Origin of the sequence: Hydrogenophaga sp. (assembly GCF_036675665.1) — a bacterium.
Taxonomy (GTDB): Bacteria; Pseudomonadota; Gammaproteobacteria; order Burkholderiales; family Burkholderiaceae_C; genus Hydrogenophaga.
Genome location: NZ_JAKFEO010000007.1, coordinates 44,714 through 67,538, shown reverse-complemented (window position 1 = coordinate 67,538; position 22,825 = coordinate 44,714). Strand labels below are relative to the sequence as shown.

Annotated in this window: 22 protein-coding genes; 12 read left to right on the top strand and 10 right to left on the bottom strand. The window is 65.6% G+C overall.

From position 1 onward, the window contains the following. Window positions 1-11: 11 nt before the first annotated feature. Together V6M63_RS03070 and V6M63_RS03065 are read right to left on the bottom strand one after the other, a co-directional pair. Entirely contained in the window at window positions 12-1,361 is a 1,350-nt protein-coding gene (locus tag V6M63_RS03070) for a PQQ-dependent sugar dehydrogenase (protein ID WP_442909527.1), read from the bottom strand. 439 nt (window positions 1,362-1,800) lie between these two features. Next, on the bottom strand, window positions 1,801-1,998 hold the full coding sequence (locus tag V6M63_RS03065; RefSeq protein WP_332739352.1) for a DUF6496 domain-containing protein: 198 nt from the start codon (window positions 1,996-1,998) through the stop codon (window positions 1,801-1,803). 246 nt (window positions 1,999-2,244) lie between these two features. Here V6M63_RS03065 and ligD point away from each other — a divergent pair, with 246 nt between their 5' ends. Both ligD and ku read left to right on the top strand, forming a co-directional pair. Then, window positions 2,245-4,821, top strand: coding sequence for a DNA ligase D (gene ligD, locus V6M63_RS03060; protein ID WP_332739350.1), 2,577 nt, complete (start codon window positions 2,245-2,247; stop codon window positions 4,819-4,821). Next, window positions 4,818-5,699, top strand: a complete 882-nt coding sequence (gene ku / locus V6M63_RS03055) for a non-homologous end joining protein Ku (protein WP_332739348.1) — start codon at window positions 4,818-4,820, stop codon at window positions 5,697-5,699. Before ligD ends, ku begins: the two co-directional genes overlap by 4 nt. A gap of 19 nt (window positions 5,700-5,718) precedes the next feature. On the opposite strand, the gene V6M63_RS03050 is transcribed toward ku, so the two are convergent. Further along, window positions 5,719-6,459: a Crp/Fnr family transcriptional regulator gene (locus V6M63_RS03050; protein WP_332739346.1), complete on the bottom strand. Its 741-nt coding sequence runs from the start codon at window positions 6,457-6,459 to the stop codon at window positions 5,719-5,721. A gap of 809 nt (window positions 6,460-7,268) precedes the next feature. On the opposite strand from V6M63_RS03050, the gene V6M63_RS03045 reads away from it, so the two are divergent. From V6M63_RS03045 to V6M63_RS03035, 3 genes are all read left to right on the top strand, one after another. Next, window positions 7,269-8,687, top strand: coding sequence for a sigma-54-dependent transcriptional regulator (locus V6M63_RS03045; protein ID WP_332739345.1), 1,419 nt, complete (start codon window positions 7,269-7,271; stop codon window positions 8,685-8,687). A 123-nt stretch (window positions 8,688-8,810) separates the two neighbouring features. Beyond that, entirely contained in the window at window positions 8,811-9,155 is a 345-nt protein-coding gene (locus tag V6M63_RS03040) for a DUF883 family protein (protein WP_332739343.1), read from the top strand. Between the two features lie 49 nt (window positions 9,156-9,204). Beyond that, on the top strand, window positions 9,205-9,510 hold the full coding sequence (locus V6M63_RS03035) for a hypothetical protein (RefSeq protein WP_332739341.1): 306 nt from the start codon (window positions 9,205-9,207) through the stop codon (window positions 9,508-9,510). Window positions 9,511-9,536: 26 nt separating this feature from the next. On the opposite strand, the gene V6M63_RS03030 is transcribed toward V6M63_RS03035, so the two are convergent. Both V6M63_RS03030 and V6M63_RS03025 read right to left on the bottom strand, forming a co-directional pair. Beyond that, on the bottom strand, window positions 9,537-9,998 hold the full coding sequence (locus V6M63_RS03030) for a PA2169 family four-helix-bundle protein (RefSeq protein ID WP_332739339.1): 462 nt from the start codon (window positions 9,996-9,998) through the stop codon (window positions 9,537-9,539). Between the two features lie 102 nt (window positions 9,999-10,100). Beyond that, window positions 10,101-12,350, bottom strand: a complete 2,250-nt coding sequence (locus tag V6M63_RS03025; protein WP_332739337.1) for an ATP-binding protein — start codon at window positions 12,348-12,350, stop codon at window positions 10,101-10,103. Between the two features lie 388 nt (window positions 12,351-12,738). On the opposite strand from V6M63_RS03025, the gene V6M63_RS03020 reads away from it, so the two are divergent. After that, complete coding sequence (locus tag V6M63_RS03020) at window positions 12,739-13,266, top strand: outer membrane beta-barrel protein (RefSeq protein ID WP_332739335.1); 528 nt, start codon at window positions 12,739-12,741, stop codon at window positions 13,264-13,266. Window positions 13,267-13,363: 97 nt separating this feature from the next. Here V6M63_RS03020 and V6M63_RS03015 read toward each other — a convergent pair whose 3' ends face one another. Next, window positions 13,364-13,678 carry a BON domain-containing protein gene (locus tag V6M63_RS03015; RefSeq protein ID WP_332739333.1) on the bottom strand — a complete coding sequence of 105 codons (315 nt, stop codon included), beginning with the start codon at window positions 13,676-13,678 and terminating at the stop codon, window positions 13,364-13,366. A gap of 148 nt (window positions 13,679-13,826) precedes the next feature. On the opposite strand from V6M63_RS03015, the gene V6M63_RS03010 reads away from it, so the two are divergent. The 3 genes from V6M63_RS03010 to V6M63_RS03000 all read left to right on the top strand — a co-directional run bounded on the left by V6M63_RS03010 (window position 13,827) and on the right by V6M63_RS03000 (window position 16,265). After that, the gene (locus V6M63_RS03010) at window positions 13,827-14,249 is read left to right on the top strand and encodes a response regulator (RefSeq protein WP_332739331.1); all 423 of its coding nucleotides are present in this window, start codon (window positions 13,827-13,829) and stop codon (window positions 14,247-14,249) included. 26 nt (window positions 14,250-14,275) lie between these two features. Then, the gene (locus V6M63_RS03005; protein WP_332739329.1) at window positions 14,276-14,815 is read left to right on the top strand and encodes an MgtC/SapB family protein; all 540 of its coding nucleotides are present in this window, start codon (window positions 14,276-14,278) and stop codon (window positions 14,813-14,815) included. Window positions 14,816-14,906: 91 nt separating this feature from the next. Continuing rightward, entirely contained in the window at window positions 14,907-16,265 is a 1,359-nt protein-coding gene (locus tag V6M63_RS03000; protein WP_332739327.1) for a sensor histidine kinase, read from the top strand. Here the strand turns inward: V6M63_RS03000 and V6M63_RS02995 are convergent. Next, complete coding sequence (locus tag V6M63_RS02995) at window positions 16,253-17,458, bottom strand: zinc-binding metallopeptidase family protein (protein WP_332739325.1); 1,206 nt, start codon at window positions 17,456-17,458, stop codon at window positions 16,253-16,255. The two genes, V6M63_RS03000 and V6M63_RS02995, sit on opposite strands and share 13 nt — an antisense overlap. Window positions 17,459-17,492: 34 nt before the next feature. After that, a complete protein-coding gene (locus tag V6M63_RS02990) occupies window positions 17,493-18,329 on the bottom strand; it encodes a YihY/virulence factor BrkB family protein (RefSeq protein ID WP_332739323.1) in 837 nt (278 codons plus the stop codon). 130 nt (window positions 18,330-18,459) lie between these two features. On the opposite strand from V6M63_RS02990, the gene V6M63_RS02985 reads away from it, so the two are divergent. After that, complete coding sequence (locus V6M63_RS02985; RefSeq protein WP_332739321.1) at window positions 18,460-19,365, top strand: SDR family oxidoreductase; 906 nt, start codon at window positions 18,460-18,462, stop codon at window positions 19,363-19,365. A 2-nt stretch (window positions 19,366-19,367) separates the two neighbouring features. Here V6M63_RS02985 and V6M63_RS02980 read toward each other — a convergent pair whose 3' ends face one another. Further along, complete coding sequence (locus tag V6M63_RS02980; RefSeq protein WP_332739319.1) at window positions 19,368-19,961, bottom strand: hemerythrin domain-containing protein; 594 nt, start codon at window positions 19,959-19,961, stop codon at window positions 19,368-19,370. A 158-nt stretch (window positions 19,962-20,119) separates the two neighbouring features. Here V6M63_RS02980 and V6M63_RS02975 point away from each other — a divergent pair, with 158 nt between their 5' ends. Together V6M63_RS02975 and rpoN are read left to right on the top strand one after the other, a co-directional pair. Continuing rightward, a complete protein-coding gene (locus V6M63_RS02975) occupies window positions 20,120-20,389 on the top strand; it encodes a GlsB/YeaQ/YmgE family stress response membrane protein (protein WP_332740113.1) in 270 nt (89 codons plus the stop codon). A 299-nt stretch (window positions 20,390-20,688) separates the two neighbouring features. Further along, a complete protein-coding gene (gene rpoN, locus V6M63_RS02970) occupies window positions 20,689-22,137 on the top strand; it encodes an RNA polymerase factor sigma-54 (protein WP_442909539.1) in 1,449 nt (482 codons plus the stop codon). A gap of 70 nt (window positions 22,138-22,207) precedes the next feature. Here rpoN and V6M63_RS02965 read toward each other — a convergent pair whose 3' ends face one another. Beyond that, complete coding sequence (locus tag V6M63_RS02965) at window positions 22,208-22,822, bottom strand: hypothetical protein (protein ID WP_332739315.1); 615 nt, start codon at window positions 22,820-22,822, stop codon at window positions 22,208-22,210. Window positions 22,823-22,825: the final 3 nt, after the last annotated feature.

Sequence of the window (22,825 nt, the reverse complement as noted above, 5' to 3'; positions counted from 1 at the left end):
GGCGAAGTGCCTCAACGCGGCGCCGAGGCCAGCGTGCCCGGGCCTTCCACGCGCCAGATCACGTTGCCCACGTCGTCGGCCACCAGCAGCGCGCCCTGACGGTCGATGGCCACGCCCACCGGCCGTCCCCGGGCCCGGCCGTCCGCGTCGAGAAAGCCGGTCAACACGTCCACCGGCGGACCGCTGGGCCGGGCACCGGCGAAGGGTACGTAGATCACCTTGTAGCCGCTGGGCGGGTTGCGGTTCCAGGAGCCGTGCTGGCCGACGAACATGCCGCTCCCGGCGAAGACGCCACCCAGCGTGTTGCCTTGCGCCGAGCTCAGCCCCAGCGAGGCGGTGTGGTTGCCCAGCGCGTAGTCGGGTTTGACGGCGCTGGCCACGAGGTCGGGGCGGGGCGGCTCGGGTCGTGTGTCCACGCGCTGTCCGTAGTAGCTGTACGGCCAGCCGTAGAAGGCGCCATCGCGCACCGAGGTCATGTAGTCGGGCACCAGGTCGGAGCCGAGTTCGTCGCGTTCGTTGACCGAGGTCCACAGCGTGTCGCCCTGCCAGGCCATGCCCACCGGGTTGCGCAGCCCGCTGGCAAAGATGCGGCCGACGCCGGTGACGCGATCGAATTCCCAGATGGCTGCCCGTCCCTTTTCGTGCTCCATGCCGTGTTCGGCCACGTTGCTGTTCGATCCCACGGACACATACAGCCGGCTGCCGTCGGCGCTGGCCACCAGGCCCTTGGTCCAATGGTGGTTCAGCGGTCCGCCGGGCAGGTCGGCCACCTTGGTCACCGGGCCGCTGGCCCGTGTGTCGCCGGTCTGGTAGGGCACTTTCACCAGCGCGTCGGTGTTGGCGATGAAGAGCTCGCCACCCACCAGCGCCATGCCGAAGGGCGAGTTGAGCTTGTCGAGGAACACCGACTTCACCTCGGCGGTGCCGTCACCGTCCGCATCGCGCAGCAGGGTGAGCCGGTTGGCGCTGGGGGTGGCGGCGCCGGCGCGCTTCATCATGAAGCCCATCACCTTGCCCTTGATGCCCAGGAGTTCACCCCGCAAGGGGCGTTCGGGCGCGTTTGTCTCGGCCACCAGCACGTCGCCGTTGGGCAGCACGTGGATCCAGCGCGGGTGATCCAGCTCGCCGGCGAACTTGCGCACCGTGGTGCCGCTGGCGGCGGTGGGCGCCTGACCTTCCCCCCAGGGCTGGGCTGGCGCGACCTTGACGGTGGGAATCACCGTCCTGACCGGTTCGGGCAGTTGCGGGTCCGGGCCGTACCCGGTGTCCACCTTCAACAGGGCGGATTCACCGCAGCCCATGAGCAGCAGACCCGTCATGGCGATCAGGGGCGTGGTGTTGAAGGGGTTGCCGAAGTTCATCGCGCGTCTCCTGGAGTTGTACGGGCCGTCTGGTGAAGCTACAGAGGCCCATCAGGCGGGTCTGTTCGCTACCCAACGAACCACCAGGGAAGGCAAGGCTTTGTGCCGTCTCATGGGCACCTGAATTGCCCGCTCCCCTGTGCCAACGTTGCTGTTGGAGCACCCAGGAGGAAACTCTCATGCACTCCACACCCACCTTCAGAACCTGTCTCTGTGCCGTGTTGGTCGCGGCATCCGGATCACTGCTGAGCGCGTGCGACCGCAACCCGTCGGACCCGCCGATGCCGACCACCAGGGAGGACGCCAACCCCGCCCCTGGCGCCACCCCGGCCACACCCATGCCGCCGGCGAATCCACCGGCGAGTTCACCCGACGGGACGGGCACCCCGCCTCGGAGCGGCACGGGCACGCCGTGAAAGCGCGCAGACCGGGCGCGATGTCAAGCCGTCTTGCGCTGCTTCTTGCGAGGCGGCGCGGGTACCCGGCCCCCGATCTCACGCGCTTCCGACAATGCGATGGCGATCGCCTGCTTGCGATCCCGCACCGTTTTGCCTGAACTGCTCTTGAGGTCGCCTTCCTTGAACTCGTGCATCACTTCCCCCACCTTGCGCTCGGTTTTCGTGTCCGACTTGGGCATGGCCTTCGCTCCTTGAACGTGGTGCGTCCACCGTGGGCGCATCCGCATCGAGAGGGGCGAACAGCGTGCCCGCGAAAGCCGACCGGGACCGGGACCCGTCGCACCGGCCCACGCGGCCCACAAGCAAGAATTTCGGCAAGGCGGTGCGGTCACATTTGCCGATCACCCGTTGCTGCAGGCACTGACGCTGGCAGGTAGTCGCAGGTCCGCCAGGGGGAGCGGGTTCGCCGCTTGCCCTTGCAGGTCATGGTCCGCAAGCCTCGCCAAGCACACACCGGTTCCTCCAGGCCGCCGCACTCGCGGGACCTGCTGCAGCCGTACACGTCCAAGCGCAACTTTGCCGTCACGCCCGAGCCCCCGGGTGCGGTCGCGAAGTCCGCTGCGTTGGGCTTTGTGGTGCAGAAGCACTGGGCAAGCCGGCTGCATTACGACTTTCGCCTGGAGCTTGACGGCGTGATGAAGAGCTGGGCCGTGCCCAAAGGCCCCAGCCTGGATCCGTCGGTCAAACGCATGGCCGTGGAGGTGGAGGACCACCCGGTGGCCTATGCGTCCTTCGAAGGGACCATTCCTCCGGGGCAATACGGTGCAGGCCGCGTGATCGTGTGGGACAAGGGACGCTGGCAACCGCTGGGCGATCCGCGGGAAGGGCTGCGCAAGGGCAGTCTGAAGTTCGAGCTGGTGGGCCACAAGCTGCGCGGGCGCTGGGCGCTGGTGCGGATGAAGACCGGCGATCAGGACAAGCCCGCCTGGCTCCTGGTGAAGGAGCGCGATGCGTTCGCCCGAGACGAGCAGGACTACAGCGTGGTCGACGCCGAGCCGGACAGCGTCGCATCTACCGCATCCACCGCGCCAGCGAACCCTCCCGCGCCGTCGGGAGGCGTTCGCTCCCGAGCGGCCCCGGTCCACCGGGACTGGCCGGCGCAGGCCAAGGCCAGCGCGTTGCCCCAACAGCTGTCGCCGCCCTTGGCCACCCGGGTCGAGCAGCCGCCGACCGACGATGCGGACTGGATGTACGAGATCAAGTTCGACGGCTACCGCATCCTGGCCCGCATCGATGGCGACAAGGTGGGCCTGTTCACGCGCAATGGTCACGACTGGACCTCACGCCTGAAACCCTTGCACGACGCCCTGCTGGGCATGGCTTTGCCCGGCGGGTGGTACGACGGCGAAATCGTTGTTCCCGGCGCCGAAGGCCTGCCCGATTTCGGCGCCCTGCAACGCTCGTTCGACAACCGACGCACGTCCGAGGTGGTGTTTTATGTGTTCGATCTGCCCTATGTGGATGGCCACGACCTCAGGGATGTGCCCTTGATCGAGCGGCGGGCAATCCTGGAGCGCTTGCTGGCGGGCTCACCGGCGCGGGAGGTGCGGTTCAGCGCGGCGTTCGACGGCTCGGCGGCCTCGGTGCTCGTATCGGCATGCCAGCTCGGACTTGAAGGCGTGATCGCCAAGCGCAAAAGCTCGACGTACCGCTCCACGCGCAGCACCGACTGGCTCAAGCTCAAGTGCGGTCAGCGCCAGGAGTTCGTGATCGGGGGGTTCACCGAGGGCAAAGGTTCGCGAACAGGCCTGGGCGCCTTGATGCTCGGCGTGTTCGACGAGCATGGAGGCTTGCACCACGTGGGCAACGTGGGCACCGGTTTCAACACCGGGACCCTGAGCGGCCTGCGACGGCGGATGGCGTCGCTGACCCGGCCCTCCAGCCCCTTCACCACGCGCCCGGCGGTGCCCGGGCGCTCGCACTGGGTCGAGCCCGCCTTGGTGGCCGAGGTCAGATTTTCCGACTGGACACGCGATGGGCGCATCCGCCATGGTGTGTTTGTCGGCCTGCGGGAAGACAAACATTCCCGTACCGTGGAACGCGAGTTGCCCCAACCTGCGGATCCACCCGCGCCAGTCCCCAAGCCCAACTCACCGCCCGTGCCCGCCAAAGCGCCCACCTCGCCCCGCCCGGTGCGCATCAGCCACCCTGAACGGGTGATCGACGCCACCACCGGGGCCACCAAGCTCGATCTGTTCCAGCATTACGAGGCGGTGGCTGCCGTGATGATCGAGCACGTCAGGCAGCGCCCGATTGCGCTGCTGCGGGCGCCCGAGGGCGTCGCCGGCGAGATGTTTTTCCAGAAGCACCTCGCCTCCCCGCTGCCCGGCATCACGCAACTGGACCTCACGTCCTCGCCGGGCAAGGACCCCTGGATCGCCGTTGAAAAACGCGAGGGGCTGTTGGCGGCCGCGCAGTGGAATGTGGTCGAGTTCCACACCCAGAACGCGGTGGTCCGCAGCTTCGAGAAGCCCAATCGCCTGGTGTTCGATCTGGACCCGGGAGAAGGCGTTGCCTGGGAGCAGGTGCAGGAGGCGGCGCTGCTCACGCAATCGCTGCTCGAGCAACTGGGCCTGGCGTGTTTCCTGAAGACCAGCGGAGGCAAGGGGCTGCATGTGGTCGTGCCCATTCGCCAGCAACACGCCTGGGACGATGCCAAGGGCTTCGCACAGGCGGTGGTGCGGCACATGAGCGAGGTCATTCCGCAGCGCTTCGTGGCCAAGAGCGGGCCGAAGAACCGCAAGGGCAGGATCTTTGTCGACTACCTGCGCAACGGCCGCGGCGCCACCACGGTCAGTGCGTGGTCGGCGCGCGCGCGAGCGGGTCTGGGCGTGTCGGTGCCGGTGGAATGGAGCGAGCTGGCCACGCTGCGCGCAGGGGACCACTGGAACATCCGCAGCCTGCATGAACGCCTGCCCACGGGCAATGCGCCATGGCGCGAGTACGCCCGCTCCGCGCGTTCGCTCACATCGCCCATGAAGCTGCTGGGGTACACGCCATGAGTCCACGGGTGATCTGGAAAGGCGCCGTCAGCTTTGGACTGGTCCATGTGCCGGTGGCGCTGTACCCGGCGTCGCAAGACGCCGGCATCGACTTCGACTGGCTGGACCGGCGCTCGATGGACCCGGTGGGTTATCAGCGCATCAACAAGCGCACCGGCAAGCCCATCAAGGGCGACGATGTCGTCAAGGGCATCCAGCAGGATGACGGAGAGTACGTGCTCATCAGCGACGATCAGATCAAGGCCGCTCTCCCGACGTCGACCCAGACCATCGAGATCGAGGCCTTCGTCACGGCGGCCGAGATCCCGTTCCTGCTGCTGGAGAAGCCCTATTACCTGGAGCCGATCGGCAAAGGCGAGAAGGTCTACGCGCTGTTGCGTGAAGCCATGTTCGAGGCCGGCGTCATCGGCATCTCGCGCGTGGTCATGCACACCAAGGAGCACCTGGCCGCGCTGATCCCCATGGGGTCTGCGCTGGTGCTCAACACCATCCGCTGGGCCAGCGAGATCCGGCCGATGGATGAGCTGAAGTTGCCCCCCGAGGGCAAGGCCGCCGCCGGGGTCAAGGCGGCCGAGCTGAAGCTGGCAACCCAGTTGATCAGCGACATGATCACGCCCTGGAACGCCGAACAGTACGAAAACCGGTTCGTCAACGCGGTGCAGGCGCTGGTGGACAAGAAGTTGGCCGCCGGTGACACGCAGTCCGTCACACCCGTGGAAGAGGCGCCCCGGAACGACGCGCCCTCCAATGTCGTCGACCTCACCCAGCTGTTGTCCAGAAGTCTGGCGCAGCGCAAGGAGCAGCCGGACCCACCCCGCGCGGCCGCGGCGCCCAAACGCCGCGCTGCGTCCAAAACGCCCACCAGGCGACGCGCTTGAACGCGCTGGGGAAAGCCCTTCAGGCCACCGCCTCCAGGCACTGCTGGCAAGCCACGACCGGCAGCAGGCGGTGGTACTCATCGCGCAGCACGGCGTAGCACTCGCAGGCTTGATCTTCCAGGCCCTCGCGGTCGAGCACCTCGACGTGACCCCGCGCATAGCGGATCAGTCCGAGTTTCTGCAGCATTCCCGCACCCTCCGTGACGCCTTCGCGCCGCACGCCCAGGCGCACGGCGATCTGCTCCTGGGTCATCAGCACCTCGGCGCTGCTGGAGCGGTCGGCCTGTTGAAGCAGGCACACCGCCACCTGCTGCGTGATCAGGTGGTGCCGCATGCAGATCGCGCGCTGTGCCGTCTGTGTGAGCAGGGCCTGTGTGTACCGCAGCAGGATCCGCATGGTGGAGCCGGCGCGGTTGAACTCGTGCCTGAGGATGCCGGCCGGGATGCGCCAGGCCTCGCCCGCGGTCAACACCAGGGCGCAGCCGCAGGTGGGCCCGCCGCTCATGAAGAGAGACACCCCCAGCATGCCGTCGTTGCCCACCATGGCGGATTCCGCGCAGGCCCCGGTTTCCGTCACGTGCATCAGGGAAGCGAGGGCCGTGGTGGGGAAGTAGGCGTGCGACATGGTCTCGCCAGGCGCATAGATGGGCTGGTTGCGCGCGAGGTCGACCCGCTCCACATGGGGCTGCATTCGCTGCCACTCAACCCTCCCGAGGGCGGCAAGCAGGTGGTTGTCGAAGGGGCTGGAAGTTGTGGGCATATGGGTTTCCTGGTGGAGTGACGGGATACCCTCGCTTGGCGTTTTTTCGCAGGGTCTGGCACCACGGCAATCGAGATGCCAGGAACACCCACCTTTCGGCGGATGGTCTTCGGGAACGCTGCTTGCCCGAACAGCAGCCTTTCCCACCTCAACGTCCCGGAACGTGTCCATTCGTGGCACAGGAGAACACAATGAACTTCGGGTTCCTGCACGCCCAGCGCGTGCCCGATTCGCCCACTGAACGGCAACACATGTTCTTTCACGCCCGGATGGACCATTCACCGGAAGTGCCTCCACCGGCGCCCGATGTTCCGACGCCCATCCCGTCCCCGACGCCTCCCTTCCCCGACGCTCCGCCGGAGGGACCCACGGAGGCGCCCCCCGAAGTGACGGATCCGCCCGTTTCGCCTGAGCAGGTGCCCATTCAGGAGCCCCCTCGCAAGCCTGGAGAAATCAGGGCAGCGCGCGCCTGAATGCCGGTGCCACCGCGCTCCTGCGCCACGAGGCCGACATCGCCGGGCCTTGAAAAACGGGCGGCAACATGGGCCGCCCGCTCCTTCGACAAGCTGTCGGGGTTGGTGCGCCAGCGCACATCACCCAGTGCGGGCTCGCCCTATCATCAATGGGCTCTTTGCAACGCCCTGAGAGTTTGGAAATCGTGCGGAAAGTGACATGATGTCGCTTCGCTTGAAGGGTGGTGTGGAGTAGGGGCCACAGGGGTTGTCTGCCGACTGTGGCTGGCGCGTCCGTTCACTGGGCTGCTGGCTTGTGGGCCGGGCCGCCTTGTCAATTTCCAGATTGGTGAATGCATGACTCATGCCCTGATCGTCGAGGACGATATGGACTCGGCCACGTCGCTCAAGGCGTTGATCGCCAGCGAAGGCCTCACGGTGTCCACCGCCTGCAACCTGCTGGACGCGCGCAAACAGCTTGCGCTGCAAGCGCCCGACATCGTGCTGCTCGACCTGCGGCTGCCCGATGGCAGCGGCATGGACCTGTTCAAGGACCCGGAGCTCCTGACCAACTCCGAGGTGGTGCTCATCACCGGCCACGCAAGCCTGGAAACATCCATTCTTGCGCTGCGTCTGGGTGCGGTGGATTACATCGTCAAGCCCATCAACCTCAAGCATCTGCAGGGGGTGCTCTCGCGCGTGATGAAGCCGGCCGTGCTGCAGGCCGAAGTGGCAGATTTGACGGAAAAACTTGCCACCAGCGGGCATTTTGGGCAGCTCTGGGGGCGAGCGCCCAACATGAAACGCGTCTACGAGCAGATTTCCCGCGTGGCCGGGACCGGCGTCACCGTGTTCATCACCGGGGAGAGCGGAACCGGCAAGGAGGTGGTCGCCCAGACCATCCACGAACTCAGTCGCCGCCGCAAGATGCCCTTCCTGGCGGTCAACTGCGGAGCGATCTCGCCCAACCTCATCGAAAGCGAAATCTTCGGCCACGAGAAGGGCAGCTTCACCGGTGCCGAACGCCAGCACCAGGGCTTCTTCGAACGCGCCGCAGGCGGCACCTTGTTTCTCGATGAAATAACCGAGATGCCTCTGGACCTGCAGGTGAAGCTCCTGCGGGTGCTGGAGACCGGACGGTTCATGCGGGTGGGCGCCACGCAGAGCCAGGAGACCGACGTGCGCATCGTGGCCGCGACCAACCGCTCGCCGATGCAGGCGGTGGCCAGCGGGCGCTTGCGCGAAGACCTGATGTATCGACTCAATGTGTTTCCCATCGACCTGCCGCCGCTGCGTGATCGTCTGTCCGATGTGGGCCTGCTGGCAGAGCACTTTCTGCGCATGGTCAGCACCCAGGAGGGCAAGATCAAGACCTTCACCCCGGATGCCCTGGAGCAACTCGCCCGCTACCCATGGCCCGGCAATGTGAGGGAGCTGCGCAACGTGGTGTACCGGGCTTACGTCATGTCGCTGGACTCGCAGATTGACGCGCAGTGGTTGCCCCGGGATGGGGATGAAGCAAGCCATCTCCCGACACCCGAGCCCGCGACAACGCGCGACGCCGAGGTGGCCCCTGCCGTGCCGCGTGCGGATGGCGACTCGATCGTCATCTCGATGGGGGTCACCCTCGCCGAGGCCGAACAAACCATCATCCTGGCCACGCTGCGCCACTACCGGCACCAGAAGGAACGCACGGCCGCCGCGCTGGGGATCAGCTTGAAGACGCTCTACAACCGTCTCAAGCAGTACACGGCCGACAAGGGCAGCGACGGCTGAGTTGTCCGTTGCCGCGTGTCGTGCCCGGCATGCCGATTGCCGTGACATCGGGTCTCCAGGGGGCTGTTGCGCGGCTCCCTGAGAGATTCCTTCCTTCACGTCCTGTCCTTTTAGGAGACCGCCATGGCTGACACCTCAACTCGCCCCACCCCGGTGGGCTCATCGGACTTTCCCAGGCCTTCAGGACCAGCGTCCGGGGAAAGCCAGGGCAAAGACATGCTCAACCGCGTGACCGACAGTGCACACAGCGCGGTGGATCGGCTGGCCGACAAGGCTGCGCCTGCGGTGCAGAAGCTGGAGGCGGGCGTGGCGCAGGCCAGCGATGCCTTGCACGAGCAAGCACACCACCTGCGCGAACGCGGAGACGAATGGACGCACAGCATGCGCGAGACGGTGCGACGGCACCCGTTGTCGTCGGTGGTGCTGGCGTTCGCTGTCGGTGCGCTCGTCGCGCGCGTCACCCGATGACACCCCTTTGCAGCGGGGCTGGCCCGCCACACGATTCCGGAAGGTTGAAATGACAGAGAAAAAACTCAGCGCCCTGGAATGCGCCAGCGTGGAAGAAGCGGCTGGCCATTCCACGCAAAAAGACCCGCCTGGTTCAGAGCCGGCACCGTGTGTGCTGCTCGATCCGCGCGCGCCTGTGCCCGCGCAGGAGCATTCGATCGATCCGGGTGCAGGCCACGGCAACACGCCCCGCCGCGAGGTGGAAGATGAAGCCGCCGATCCGGTGGGAGACGGGCACAGTGATGCCGACCTGGCTGCCGACCTGCCGCCCCGGGATCCACCCTCTCAACCCCGCAAGGGATCTTCGCAGGGTTGAGGCGAGGGGGCGGGTCTGCGAGCCTGTCAGTGGTGGCTGCTCTCGCGAGCGCGCTCACGCAGGTTGCGCATCTGATCGTGGTTCTGCTTGACGCCCTGGAACTGGCGCTCCACCAGGGAGCGAACGTCCGGCGGCAAATCGTCATGGCGCAGGGCATCGCGGTAGCTCTCCAACGCGGAGTCCTCGCCACGTTCTGCTTCCTCCAGCATTTTCAGATCGGAGTAGCCCGCCAATGTGCCTTTGACCGCGACCCAGCCGCGGTGCAGCGAGCCGGCCGTCGAGCCTTCCGTCTCCGCCTTGCCGCCGTACTGGATCACCAGCGTCTGCAGCTCTGCCGCGGCTTGGGAGCAGTTGTCCGCCCGCGTGAAGAACAGCTGCTTCATTTGATTGCTCTGCGCGTGTTCGGCGCAGAGGCGAAATCCATACTCGCCATCTTTGGAAGTTTCGATCAGGGAGTTGAGTACTTTGATAACGTCCTTGGTTTCCATGACATTCCTTTGAGGGTTGGGTTGAAACCGGTTCAGCTCAGCCGGCGTCTGGTCGTCTTTCGACCCTCCTTTCGGGGCACATGGCGTTCCCGACACCAAGCCTCAAAGCGGTGTGCATCCTTCCCTCTGCAGCGCCATCGCCTTGTCAAGCGTGGCCACGAGGGTTTCGGGCGTGCACGGCTTGGGCACGAACGGGAAGTCGTCCCGGCCCTCGGCATCGCCCCTGTGGCCACTGATCAACACCACCGCCAGACCCGGCATGCGTTCACGCACCTGTCTGGCCAGGGCGACACCGTCCATGGGGCCGGGCATGAGCACATCGGTGAGCATCACGTCAAAGTCCCGCCCGGTCTGCAGGATGTCCAGTGCCTCCTGTGGTGAGGAACTGCACACGACTTCACACCCGAAGGATGCGAGCAGCGCAGACGTGACACCGCGAAGTTCCTCGTTGTCCTCCACCAGCAGCACGCGGGTGCCCATGATGGACGGCAGGGAAGTCCTGGACGGCATGACGGGCTCGGTGGGGCCGGAGGCCGGCAGAACCATGCTCACCGTGGTGCCCAGGCCCGGTGTGCTGTTGATCCGCACGGTGCCCCCCGACTGGTGGCAGAAGCCATAAACCTGGCTGAGCCCCAGCCCGGTGGCCTGCAGGTGGTCCTTGGTGGAGAAGAAGGGCTCGAAGACGCGCTTGATGATGTCCTCGCCGATACCGTGCCCGTCGTCGGTGACGGACACGACCACGCAGTCTTCCTGGGCCAACTCCGCGCAGTCTTCGGGCTCGGCCCGCGAGGTCCGCAGTTCCACGTGGCCCTGGTTGGCGATGGCGTCGCGCGCATTGAGCGCCAGGTTGATCAGGGCGAGTTCCAGCTCGTTGGGATCGGCGAACAGCGTCGGCAGCGAAGGGTCGATCACCAACGTGAGCTTGATGTGACGGCCCACCACCGCGCGAATCAATTCAGCGGCTTCTGGCAGAAAAATTCCCAGGTGGATGACGCAAGGACGCACCGACTGGCGCCCGGCAAAGCGGGACAGATGCTGGGTCAACCGGCTCCCGGCTTCCACCGCGCGAAGGGAGGACTCCAATGCTGCGGTGAACGTTGGGTCGCTCGTTTTTCGCAGCATGAGGTGCGCGCTGTTGCTGATCACGCCCAGCAGGTTGTTGAAATCGTGCGCGACACCCCCCGTGAGCCGGCCCAGGGCCTCGAGCCGGTGGCTGTGCGACATGCGTTGTTCCGCATTTCGGGTGAGGGAGACGGCCTCCGCCACACGCTGCTCCATCTCGACCTGGGCGCCCTGTATCGACCGGCTGGCCCGCTCCATGGCCTCGGCCACATCGTCGCATTCGGTGATGCCGGTTGGGCTCGCCTGCACGGCGCGACCGTCCCGCATGCCGACGGCCAGCTTCTTGATGGTGTGGATCGGGCGGACGATGCCGCGCGAAACCCCGATGGCCGCGATGATGGCAAGCGCCAGCATGAGCAAGGTCGCGAGCGCCGTGTTGCGCACGTCCTCGGGCACGACGCCCTCGAAGCGCGACGTGGGCATGCCGGTGACGTAGGTCCAGCCTTGCTCGGAGGTGCTGAAGAAGATGGTGATGTCGTCCCCCTCCATCGACTTCGTCTGCAGGAGACCTTCCCGATCGGCGGACAAGCGATCGAGCAATTCCCCGGTCACATGGCGTCCGGCATGCGCCGCGCCGCCCGGGTGCCGCGCCACCAGACGGCCTTCGCTGTCGATGATCGCCGCCACCCATTGTTGGTCGATCTTCTGCTGGTCGATGATGCGCTGGAATTCGTGCGGCATCACCGTCAAGGTGAGGTTGAGCACGGCGCGCCCGTCGCGCAGCACCGGCTGTACCAGCGCGGCGTGGTAGATCCCGAGATGTTCGTTCTCACGCAACGGCAGGATCTGGGGCGTGTCGGCCAACCGCACCATGGCCGCGGGTGCCAGGGAGCGAGGCAGTTCGCCGGGAGTCAGCCGGGTATTGATGTACACACGATCGGCGCTGCGCATCTCCAGCCAGCCCTCCAGGCCCGTGAGCGTGCGGCGCGCCTGTTCATCGAAGGCGCGCAGCGTGGTGGGCGGAATGTTGGGTGCGGTGTCCAGCATGCGCGAGAGCGCCAGGCTGCGCACCACGCCCGAGCGCTTCGCGAGTTCGAGGTCCAGCACCATCGACAGCGCACGCGCGGTGTCCTCCAGATGGCGCTGATTGGTGTCGCGCGCCAGCCGGAAGGTCAGGCCCACCACCCACAGCCCCACCACCAGGGACGGCAAGAGGACGGCCAGCACCAACAGAATCAAACGCGAGCGGATCGACTGTGGCCTCAAGCGCAAACGCACCCACCTGTTCATGTCATCCTGGCTCCTCGTGTGCTGCTGAGTGAGGCGCTTGGCGGGTCTTCCGCCTCAGCCCCCTGATGGAGAAATTGCAGTCCGCATGCCCTGGGCGGGGCAAGCCATGCACCCGCCTGCGAGTCCCGATGCCGTGGAGAGGGCACACAGCTTGCCCCGGAAGCGGACTGCGTCAGTCTTTGCGCAGTGTTCCATCAACCAACTTCAGGACTGCACCATGAATCTTTCAATCCATTCCTCAAGAACATGGCCGTTGGCAGCACTTGCTTTGGCCTGTGCTGGTGTTGGTCATGCACAGACCATCCAGGGCTCCCCAGCGGCAAGCGCGTCCAGCAGCGATACGACGATGGCGCAGGCTACTACGCCGAATTCCACCGGTCAACGACGCATGTACGACTCGTCGACAGGTTCGTATTCGGTGATCCCGTACGCGACCAATGGCTACATCGGTCTCAATGTCGGCAAGCCCGACTGGGACATTCCTTGCGGCGGCGGCGGGTTCGGATGTTCCGAGAGCAACACCTCTTACAACATCTACACCGGCGGCATGTTCAACCAGTACTTCGGCGCGGAACTGGGCTATGTGGACTTCGGACGCTCCAACCGTGGCGGTGGCCGCACGAGTGCGTATGGCGTGAACCTGAGCCTGGTGGGCCAGGTGCCGATTGGACAGCTCAGCCTTTACGCCAAGGTCGGCACGCTGTATGGCCGCACCCGTGTGAGCGCGAGCCCGTTGTCGGGTCTGGCGAGCGGCAAGGACAGCGGATGGGAGGGTTCGTATGGCCTGGGCGTGGGCTTCCATCTCTCGCCGAGATCCACGGTGGTTCTCGAATGGAACCGCTACGACCTGAACTTCGTCGGCGACGGACGACGCGACATCACCACCACCAGCCTGGGCTACGTGCACCGGTTTTGAGTCCTTGCCTGAACGACGGACAACGAGAGGTGGACTGCCCGCCTGCCACCTCTCTGGCTGTCCGGCTGCCCGCAGCGGGTCCCCGCGTTCCCGGTGCTCAGTTGCCAGGCCGCACAACGATGTTGTTCTGCACATTGCGCACGTCGGGAACAGCCCTGGCAATGGAGCTTGCCTTGTCTTTTTCTGCTTGTGTGGTGGCGAAGCCGGAGAGTTGCACCGTGCCGTTCAGCGTCTCGACGCCGATTCGCATGGCGCTCACCTGCTGGTCCTCGGCAAAGCGTGCTTTCACCCGGGTCGTGATGGTCGTGTCGTCGACGAACTGGCCCACGCTGCTCTGGCCGCTGGTCACGGCGCAGCCGGTGGACACGAGAGATCCGATGGCGACAGCCACGGCGAGAAGAAGGGATTTCATGAGGATCTCCAGAGTGGTGATGGAAAAAACTGCTGGGCAATCGACATGCCTGATTCCCCACGCTCCACCCGACCGCATCTTCCCGGCGAGTGCCGTGGTTGAATGCTGAACCGCGTTGTTCCCGACATTTCCCGGCTCCCTGTTCACCATGTCCGCCCCGACATCGCTTTCATCTTTGCAACCCCCGGGCAGTGGCCCGCTGCGGGTGTTGATCGCCGACGACCACGTTGACGCCGTGGAAACCCTGGCCATGCTCGTGAGCCTGGAAGGCCATGCTGTCGAAGTGGCACGCAGTGGCGAAGAGGCGCTCGAACTGGTGGCGCGTTTTCATCCGGACGTGAGCATCCTGGACATCGGCATGCCGGGACTGGATGGTCACGCGGTCGCCCATCGCATCCGCCAGACCCCGCAGGGCGCACACATGCTGATCGTTGCGCTGACCGGTCGCAGCGAGGCAGAGGACAAGCTGCGCGCGCGCGCCTCGGGCTTCGATGAGCATTTCACCAAGCCGGTGGACCCCACGCGATTGCTCCAGCGCATCGCCGCCTGGCAACATGGCCGGTCGTCATAGAAGTCCGTTCGCCAGGAGATTCGTCCATGTCCGTTCTCGAGATCATCGCGGCCACCTTGCGCGCCGAGTTTTCCGATCTGCTGCAGGTGGATCAGGTCACCCGCGTGACCGCGCGCATGGCCGTGGCGCTGCTGCTGGGGGCGGTGATCGGCTGGGACCGCGAGCGCCGCGATGCCGACGCGGGCCTGCGCACCCACATGCTGGTGTCGCTGGGCGCGGCGCTCTTCGTGCTGGTGCCTGCCGAAGCCGGCATGAGCCCCGACGCCTTGAGCCGCGTCGTGCAGGGCCTCGTTTCCGGCATCGGGTTCCTGGGGGCTGGCGCGGTGCTGAAAATGGGCAACGAAGGGCGCATTCACGGGCTGACCACGGCGGCGACCATCTGGGCCACCGCTGCCGTGGGCATGTCGGCCGGCTTGGGCCGCGAAGGCACGGCCATGCTCGCCACCGTGTTCATCCTTCTGGTGCTCGTGTGGCTCAGGCGCCTGGAAGTGCGCAAGGCGCACGATCGCAGCGTCCTGGTGGCTGCGTCGGATGGCCGGGAGCCTCCCCCGCGCGATGCCGAATGATCAACGGCTTCCTCGAGGCACATGTTCGGGAAAATAATCGCGGTTGCGGGATCAACCCGAGAAGAACTCCCCACGCTTGCCGAAAGTAACCATGCCGTTGCCCGATCCAGGACTTTCCGCACTGGCTGACCAACTGGCCTTGCGCCGCGATCTCATCGTCGCGGCATGGCGTGCCTCGGTTGCGGCCGACGCCACGCTGACCACCGGCGATTCCTTGCCGCGCACCCAGATGGTCGACCACATCCCGGCGTTGCTGGAGGGTTTTGAAGCCCAGTTGCGTGAACCCGATGCCGACGTCTCCCACCTGGGCGATGCCGCCGCGCACGGGCTGCACCGGTGGCAACAAGGGTTCGGGTTGGCCGAAGTCTCGCGCGAACTCGGCCATCTCAACGAATGCGTGGTGAGGGAACTCGACGCGTGTGCCCTCTTGAGGCCCGCGCCCCGGCCGCAGGCGCTGGCCCGCGCACGGCAACTGTGGGCCTCCATCTTCAGCGTTGCGGTGAGTGGCAGCACATCGCAGTACTTCAAGCTGCAACAGATGGAGGCGGCCAGCTACGTGAGCGAACTGGAGGCCGCATTGAACAACCTGCGCAGCCTGGAACGGCAGCGCGCATCACTCTGGCAACAGGCTGCCCACGACCTTCGAGGCAACCTGGGCGTGGTGGCCAACGTCGCCGTGGGACTGGGGTATCCGAACCTGGATGGCTCGGGCCGCGAGAATTTCCTGCGCATGCTTGAACGCAACGTGCAGTCGCTGCACAAGCTGCTGGACGACATCACCTGTCTGGCCCGGCTTCAAGGTGGCCAGGAGCCACGGCGCATCGATGCGGTAGATGTTGCGGCACTTTTGACGGAAATGGGCGAAAACCTTCGCCCCCTCGCCGCCGCGCAGGGGCTGACTTTCGAGCTGACCGGGGAGCCCGGCTTCTGGGTCGAGGGCGACGCGGTCAAGCTGCACCGCATCGTCCAGAACCTGGTCCTCAACGCCATCCGCTACACCCCGGTGGGGGGAGTGAAGGTGTCGTGGGGACAAGCCGGTCCCCACGATCCTGGGCGCTGGTCGCTGCAGGTGGAAGACTCGGGGCCGGGCCTGGGGCCCGGCCCGGCGTCGGAAGTGCAGGATGCCCTGGAAGCCGCCACCGACAATGCGCGAGACGTGGCCCGGGCCGCGCGGGCCGGCCTCGTGGCGCACGCGTCGTCTGAGGATGCAGGCATGGCCTGGTCCAGTGCCGAGAATGGCCACGACGACAGCGCGCCGTCCGGCCATGGCGAGGGTATCGGCCTGGCGATCGTCAAGCGCCTGTGTGAGCTGCTTGATGCGACCATCCAGGTCGAGTCCGGGCGCGCAGGCACGCGCTTTCAGATCCTGCTGCCCAAAAAATACGCTTCTCATACGCCCGCCACTGCCGAGGCCGCCACCGAGACCCCGGAGCAGCGTCAAGCCATGTAACCCTCGCTGGCGTTCCACCGCGCATCGGCCGTCTCGATGATGCGGTGCACCAGATGCAGCTTGCGCACGGCAGGAGCCGAGAGCACGAAGGGGTAGAAGTCGGCAACCCCCATGCTGCGGGAGAGTTCGTTGAGCACGCCGGTGAGCTGCATCCACTGATTGAGCAGGCGCGCGAACTCGGCGCTGTCGGGACCCGCATCGCCGAACGCTTCGGCGGTGAAGGGCTCGTAGGTGAGTTCCAGCCGCTCCCCGTCGATGCCGAAGCTTTGGGCCGTGTCCAGCGTGTCGGTCATGTGCAGGTAGTTCGCCCAGGTTTCGGCCCAGTCTTCCCAGGGATGGCAACTGGCGTAGGCGCTGACGTGGCGCATGCTCCAGTCGGCGCACGGCCCCTGCGAATAATGCCGTTGCAGTGCGGCGCGGTAGTCCTCGCGCTCATCGCCGAACTCATTCCTGAATGCCATGAGCCAGTCGGTGTGCTCCACCAGGCGGTGCCAGTAGTAGTGGCCGACCTCGTGTCGCAGGTGTCCGAGCAGCGTGCGGTACGGCTCCAGCAACTGGGCGCGGCGAAGCTCACGCGTGGGGTCGTCCGCTTCCTCGGCATCCAGCGTGATCACACCGTTTTCATGGCCGGTGACGATGGGCGTGCCGTCCGTTGATGTGAGGATGTCGAATGCCAGGCCTTGTTGGGGGTCGTCGGCCATGGGCACCACGGGCAGGTGCATGCCCAGCATCGATGAGAGCATCCGCCTTTTGGCGATCTCGATGCGACCCCACCACTCCGCGTTGCTGTCGATGCTGAGGTCGGGCAGCCGGCGCGTGAGCCGGCAGCTCAGACACAGATCCTGTTCCGGCGACGCGGCATCGCCGAGCGGGATCAGCCAGTTGCAGGCCGCGGCCGAGTTCAGGTTGCGACAGCGCGCATACCGACCTTCATGCGGTGTGGACTCGGCACTCTGCCACAGCGCCATGTCCGCGGCCTGATCCGGCAGGGGATCCAGTGGAATGAGCAGACCTCGCTGCGGGTCGTAGCCCAGCGGAGCCGAGCAGGCGAGGCAGACACTGTTTCGAAAGAACACGGGTTGGCCGCATCGGCAGGTGAACGCCCGGTTCGTGTGGAGGCGCTCGGACGCGTGACGCGGTGGCTGGGGAATGGAGGGCAAGCAGCGCAGCGCGGGGTTGGACGTGTTGGACATGCGGGCCTGTGGGCAAGGCGGATGCCCGTCGGGCTCAGCCTGGCGGCTTTGAGCGCTGCGCGAAAACCCAGGTGAATTCCGCCCCGAGCAGGAACACCTGCGCCGAGTAGTACACCCACAGCAGCAGCACCACCAGGGACGACGCCGCCCCGAACACCGAGGCCACGCCGCTGCGACCGATGTACAGGCCGATCAGCGTCTTGCCCACCGTGAACAGCAGGGCCGTGATGAGCGCGCCAAACCACACATGCCGCCAGGCCACGGGGGTACGGGGCATCCATTTGTAGATCATGGCGAACACCGCGGTGATGAACGCGAGCGTCACTGCAAAGTTGACCATGTCCGCCATGAGCGCCAGCTCGCCGAACCAGGGTGCCCACCACTTGCCCAACGCCGCCAGCGAAGCACTGAGCACCAGCGATACCAGCAGCAGGAACCCGATGCCCAGGACCAGGCCGAGCGAGAGCAGACGCACCCGAAAAAAATCCCACACACCACCGGAACCCGGGCGCGGGGGAACCTGCCAGATGCGGTCCATCGCATTCTGCAGTTCGGCAAACACGGTGGTGGCTCCAACGAGCATCGTGACCAGGCCGACCACGGTGCCCACCACGCTGGCGGCGGGTCTGTCCAGGCTTTCCAGCAAGGTGTTCACGGTTCTGGCACTGTCGTCGCCCACCAGTTGGGAGATCTGCTCGAATATCTCCGTGCGCGCGGCCGCTTCGCCAAAGAACAGACCCGCCACCGAGATGACGATCAGCAGCAGGGGCGCTATCGAGAAGAGCGTGTAGAAGGCCAGCGCCGCTCCCATGCTGGGGGCGTAGTCGTCCAGCCATGCGTTCACCGTCGAGGTGAGAAGACTCCAGATCATCGAAGGAGGGTGCAGAACATTCCTCGCTGAGGCAAATGGCGCTCCCGCGCGGCATTCCGTTCAAGTGCTGCCGGCACGTCCCGTGCCCAGGAAGACGTTCCCTTCTCATTCCACCTGCAAGGAGTTCGCCATGACAGATCCCGCCAGCACCGATGAAGACGAGGCCGTGCAGACCGGCGTGCGTCCACAGCCCACCCACATGCCGACCCAGCATCTCTCGGACGGAGAACAGGAAGCCGATCTGGAACTCAAGCCCCGGTTCATGGCGCCCGACTACAAGGGCAGCCAGAAACTGCTGGGCCGGGTGGCGTTGATTTCCGGCGGTGATTCAGGCATCGGGCGCGCGGTGGCCGTGCTGTTCGCGCGCGAGGGCGCCGATGTGGCGATCGCCTACCTGGCTTCCACCGAGGACGCCGAGGAAACCAGGCGCCATGTGGAAGCCGAAGGGCAACGCTGCCTGTTGCTGCAAGGCGATGTGAGAGACAAGGCATGGTGCGAGGACGCGGTGGATCGGACCGTGCAGACGCTCGGCGGCCTGGACATCCTGGTCAACAACGCCGCCCTTCAGAAACACGCCGACTCCATCGATGAGATCGACGACGAACGCCTGCGCGAAACCTGGGAAACCAACCTGGGCGGTTACTTCCGGCTCACGCGCGCCGCGCTGCCCCATTTGAAGTCTGGCGCCTGCATCATCAACACCGGCTCGGTGACAGGCCTCAGAGGCAGTGCCCATCTGCTCGACTATGCCTCCACCAAAGGCGCCATCCATGCGTTCACCAAATCGTTGGCCAGCAACCTGCTGGAGCGGGGCATCCGGGTCAACGCGGTGGCGCCTGGACCGGTATGGACGCCACTCAACCCGTCGGATCTGCCGGCGGAGAAGGTCGCCGAGTTCGGCCGCAAGACCGACATGAAACGGCCCGCGCAACCCGAAGAGCTGTCACCGGCCTATGTGTTCCTGGCCGCACCGTCCTGCTCGGGCTACATCACCGGTGTCGTGCTTCCCGTCACGGGGAGTGTTGAAGCGATCTAGGCTCAGTGTCGGGTGACTCGGCGCCGCCTGAAATGCTGAAAGGCCAGGCCACTCGCCAGCAGGGTTCCCGCTGCGAAGAGGGCGGTCTTCAGGGGGGCGGCGCGGGCCGCGTCGGCCGCCATGTCCACCGCGTGCGGCCGGGCCAACTCGAAGCGTCGACGCGTCATCCGGGCCCCCAGTTCCTTCAGGCGCTGAGCGCCGAGCAGTTCCTCTGCCGCTGGCAGCAACTGCGTCTCTTCGTCTGCCACGTGGTGGAGCACCTCGGTGATCAGCGCGGTGAGCGCGCTGGTGGGGTCTTGCGCCTGTTGGTTCAACTTGCGCACATGTTCGATTTGCAGGCGCATGTCCGCGTGGTCCGCCTCGCTGCGATCCAGCGCGGGAAGATGGGCCTCCAGTTCTCTCAGGGCGGGATAGAACAGTTCCTCTTCCAGTTGCGCGTGGATGTCCAGGGCCGTGCAGATCCGGCGGCACAGGGCGCTGCGCACAGCCGGTGCTGTGTCCGCGCGCAGTTTCTGGAAGTCCGCCAGCACGTGCGCGTGATCCATGCGCAGGATCCGGGTGGCGGAGGAAAAGGGTTGAAGAAGGCTCTGATCCATCGTCAGGGTCCTCATGAAACGGCAACGCCCAGGACGCGGCAACCCATGTGCCCAGCCGTCCCGGCGGGTGTTCTGCGATTGGCATGCCGTTTGCCACCGGTTGGGCTCATCGATCCGGGGCTTTTTGCCTCATGAACAACCTCTGGAGAATCCTCATGATCAATCTCATCATTTGGCTGGTAGTGGGTGGTGTCATTGGCTGGCTGGCCAGTCTGGCCATGAAGACGGATGGCCAGCAGGGCATCTTCCTGAACATCGTGGTGGGCATCGTGGGCGCGGCGCTGGGTGGCCTGCTGATTTCCCCCCTGGTCGGTGTGGGCACGATCAACCAGGATGCGTTCAGCCTGGGCGCAATGCTCGTGTCGTTCCTGGGTGCGGTGATTCTTCTGGCGATCGTCAACCTGTTCCGTCGAGGAACCGTGCGCTGACCCCGTTCGACTCTGCTGTGCCGCACCGCTTGCCTTCAAGGATTGCGGTGCCGACGTTTCGGCATGTTTTACGGCAAGTGGCGTTGAAACCGTCAGGAGTTGCTTCATCCGCATCCGATTGCAACCCGACAGCCCACCGCGACCCATGCCAAGCGAAACTTCACGCCTTTGAAGACACGTGATTTGTGGGAATTTGTGTCGATGGGGCCTCCGCGGCATGGGGGTTGCAAGCGTGCTCTTTCCGGGGCCGCAAGCCGGGCCATGACACCACCAACGCCGAGGAGGTACCCGTGATCCACATGGACGTTCGAGCCGAGCAGCGCCAAAGCCAGACGCTGTCCCCCCGGCTCCAGCACGCCGTTCGCCTGTTGCAGATGTCTTCGCTCGACTTCGGTCTCGTGGTGCGAGACACGCTGGGCCGAAATCCGTTTCTGGAGGTCGACGAGGGCGTCGATGACCCCGAGGCGTTCGACGACGCGTCCGATGCGCTGACGTCTGCGGAACGGGACGGCACTGTCCAGGACAGTGAGCACGCTCTCATGGAGGGTGAGGCTGCGGATGGCGGGTTGGAGAGTGATCGCGACCTGTGGCATGCGGACGCGGGCACAGGCTCACGGCAGGCGTCGGATGGTGACACCTCTGCGCTGGATCTGGTGACAGCCGACAGCTCACTGAGCGCGCACCTGAACGGTCAGCTCAACACCATGCCGCTGTGCGAACGCGACCTGAGCCTGGCCCGCGTCATCGTTGAATCGCTCGACGACGATGGTTACCTCAGGACGCCCCTGGCCGATCTGCTGGACGTCGTGACCCTGGAGCCGCCCGCGGAGCTGGCGGACCTGCAGATCGCGCTGAAGATGGTCCAGTCGCTGGAGCCCGCTGGTGTCGCGGCGCGCAGTGTTGCCGAGTGCCTTGAACTTCAGTTGCACGAGATCGAGTGTGTGGAGATGCGGGCGGTTGCCCATACCATCGTCGCCGCTCATCTGAGCGCACTCGCCGCCCGGGACATCCAGGGCCTGGCTCGCCAGCTGGGCAAGACACCCGCCTTCATCGAGAGCGTTTGTGACCGCATTCGCCGGCTCGATCCCCGGCCCGGATGGCGCTGGGGTTCATCGCACATTCCCTACGTGGTGCCCGACGTGATCGTGAAGAAGATTCGTGGCGAATGGAGCGTGCAACTCAATCCGGCCATCGTGCCGCGCGTCAGGCTGAACCAGGTGTATGCCGATCTCTACCAGCGCCACCACACGTCCGATATGGCCGACATGGGTGCGCATCTGCAGGAAGCACGGTGGACCGTTCGAAACGTCGAGCAGCGCTTCTCGACCATTCTGGACGTGGCACGCGCGATCGTGAAACGGCAGCGCCATTTTCTGGAGTTCGGACCGATGGCCATGAAGCCGTTGGGACTGCGTGAGATCGCGGAGGAAATCGGCAGTCACGAGTCGACCGTATCGCGCGTGACCAACAACAAGTACATGGCCACTCCACTGGGGGTGTTCGAGCTCAAGCACTTCTTTTCCCGTGCCATGGTGAGTGCCAACGGCAAGGCGTGCTCGGGCACGGCCATCCGTGGCTTGATACAGGACCTCATCACCGAGGAAGCGACGGACAACCCGTTGTCTGATGCGGAGATCAAACGCCAACTGGCTCAACAGGGGCTGGTGGTTGCCCGGCGCACGGTCACCAAATACCGCCAGATGCTTCGCATCGAGGCGGTGGGCCGTCGGCGCCGGCACGACGCCTGACGACGCGGCAACAGTGAAAGGAATGAAGCCGACACGGCAAGTCCGTGCCGGCTTCGCACTTCATGGTGGGTTACTTCTCCTTGTCCCTGCCTTGTTTGTTGCCGTCGCTGGAGCCAGCAGAATCCGACGGTTGCCCGCCTTGCTGGCTTCGACTGCTGCGCCATGAGGAGAACTCGTCGGAGAACTTCCTGTAGCGGTCCTGGCGGAACTGCCGGTAGTCCTCGTCCAGCGCCTGCATCTGCTCGCGCCGCCACTGGTGGTAGTCGGGGTCGAACTGCTCCTGTTCATGGTTCTGGATGCCGCTATCAGGGCGCCCGCTCCAGTCGCCCGCACCCCGCGCCTGGTACGAAGGATGGCTGGACTCGTAGCCATAGTTGCTCTCATAGGGAGCACGCTCGCGCTCCTGCGCACCGTAGTAGCCACCGCCGCTGCCAGCCGGCTCGTTGATGCGAAACGCATTGCCTTTGGCGCCGCCGGACTGCCATTCCTCGCCACGGTACTCGCGGCCCGGGCGTTGTTCCCGGTGCCAGTCGCTGCCGCCGTGGTCGCCGCGCTGGTCTTCTCTTCCATAGCCGCCCTGCGGTCTGTGTGCCGGATCCGGACTGCCCTGCTGGCGGGCTTGTGAACTGAAACCTTCCTGTTGCGAGTCGCGATGCTGGCGACGCGGGTTGTCGTAGTGAGCCATGTC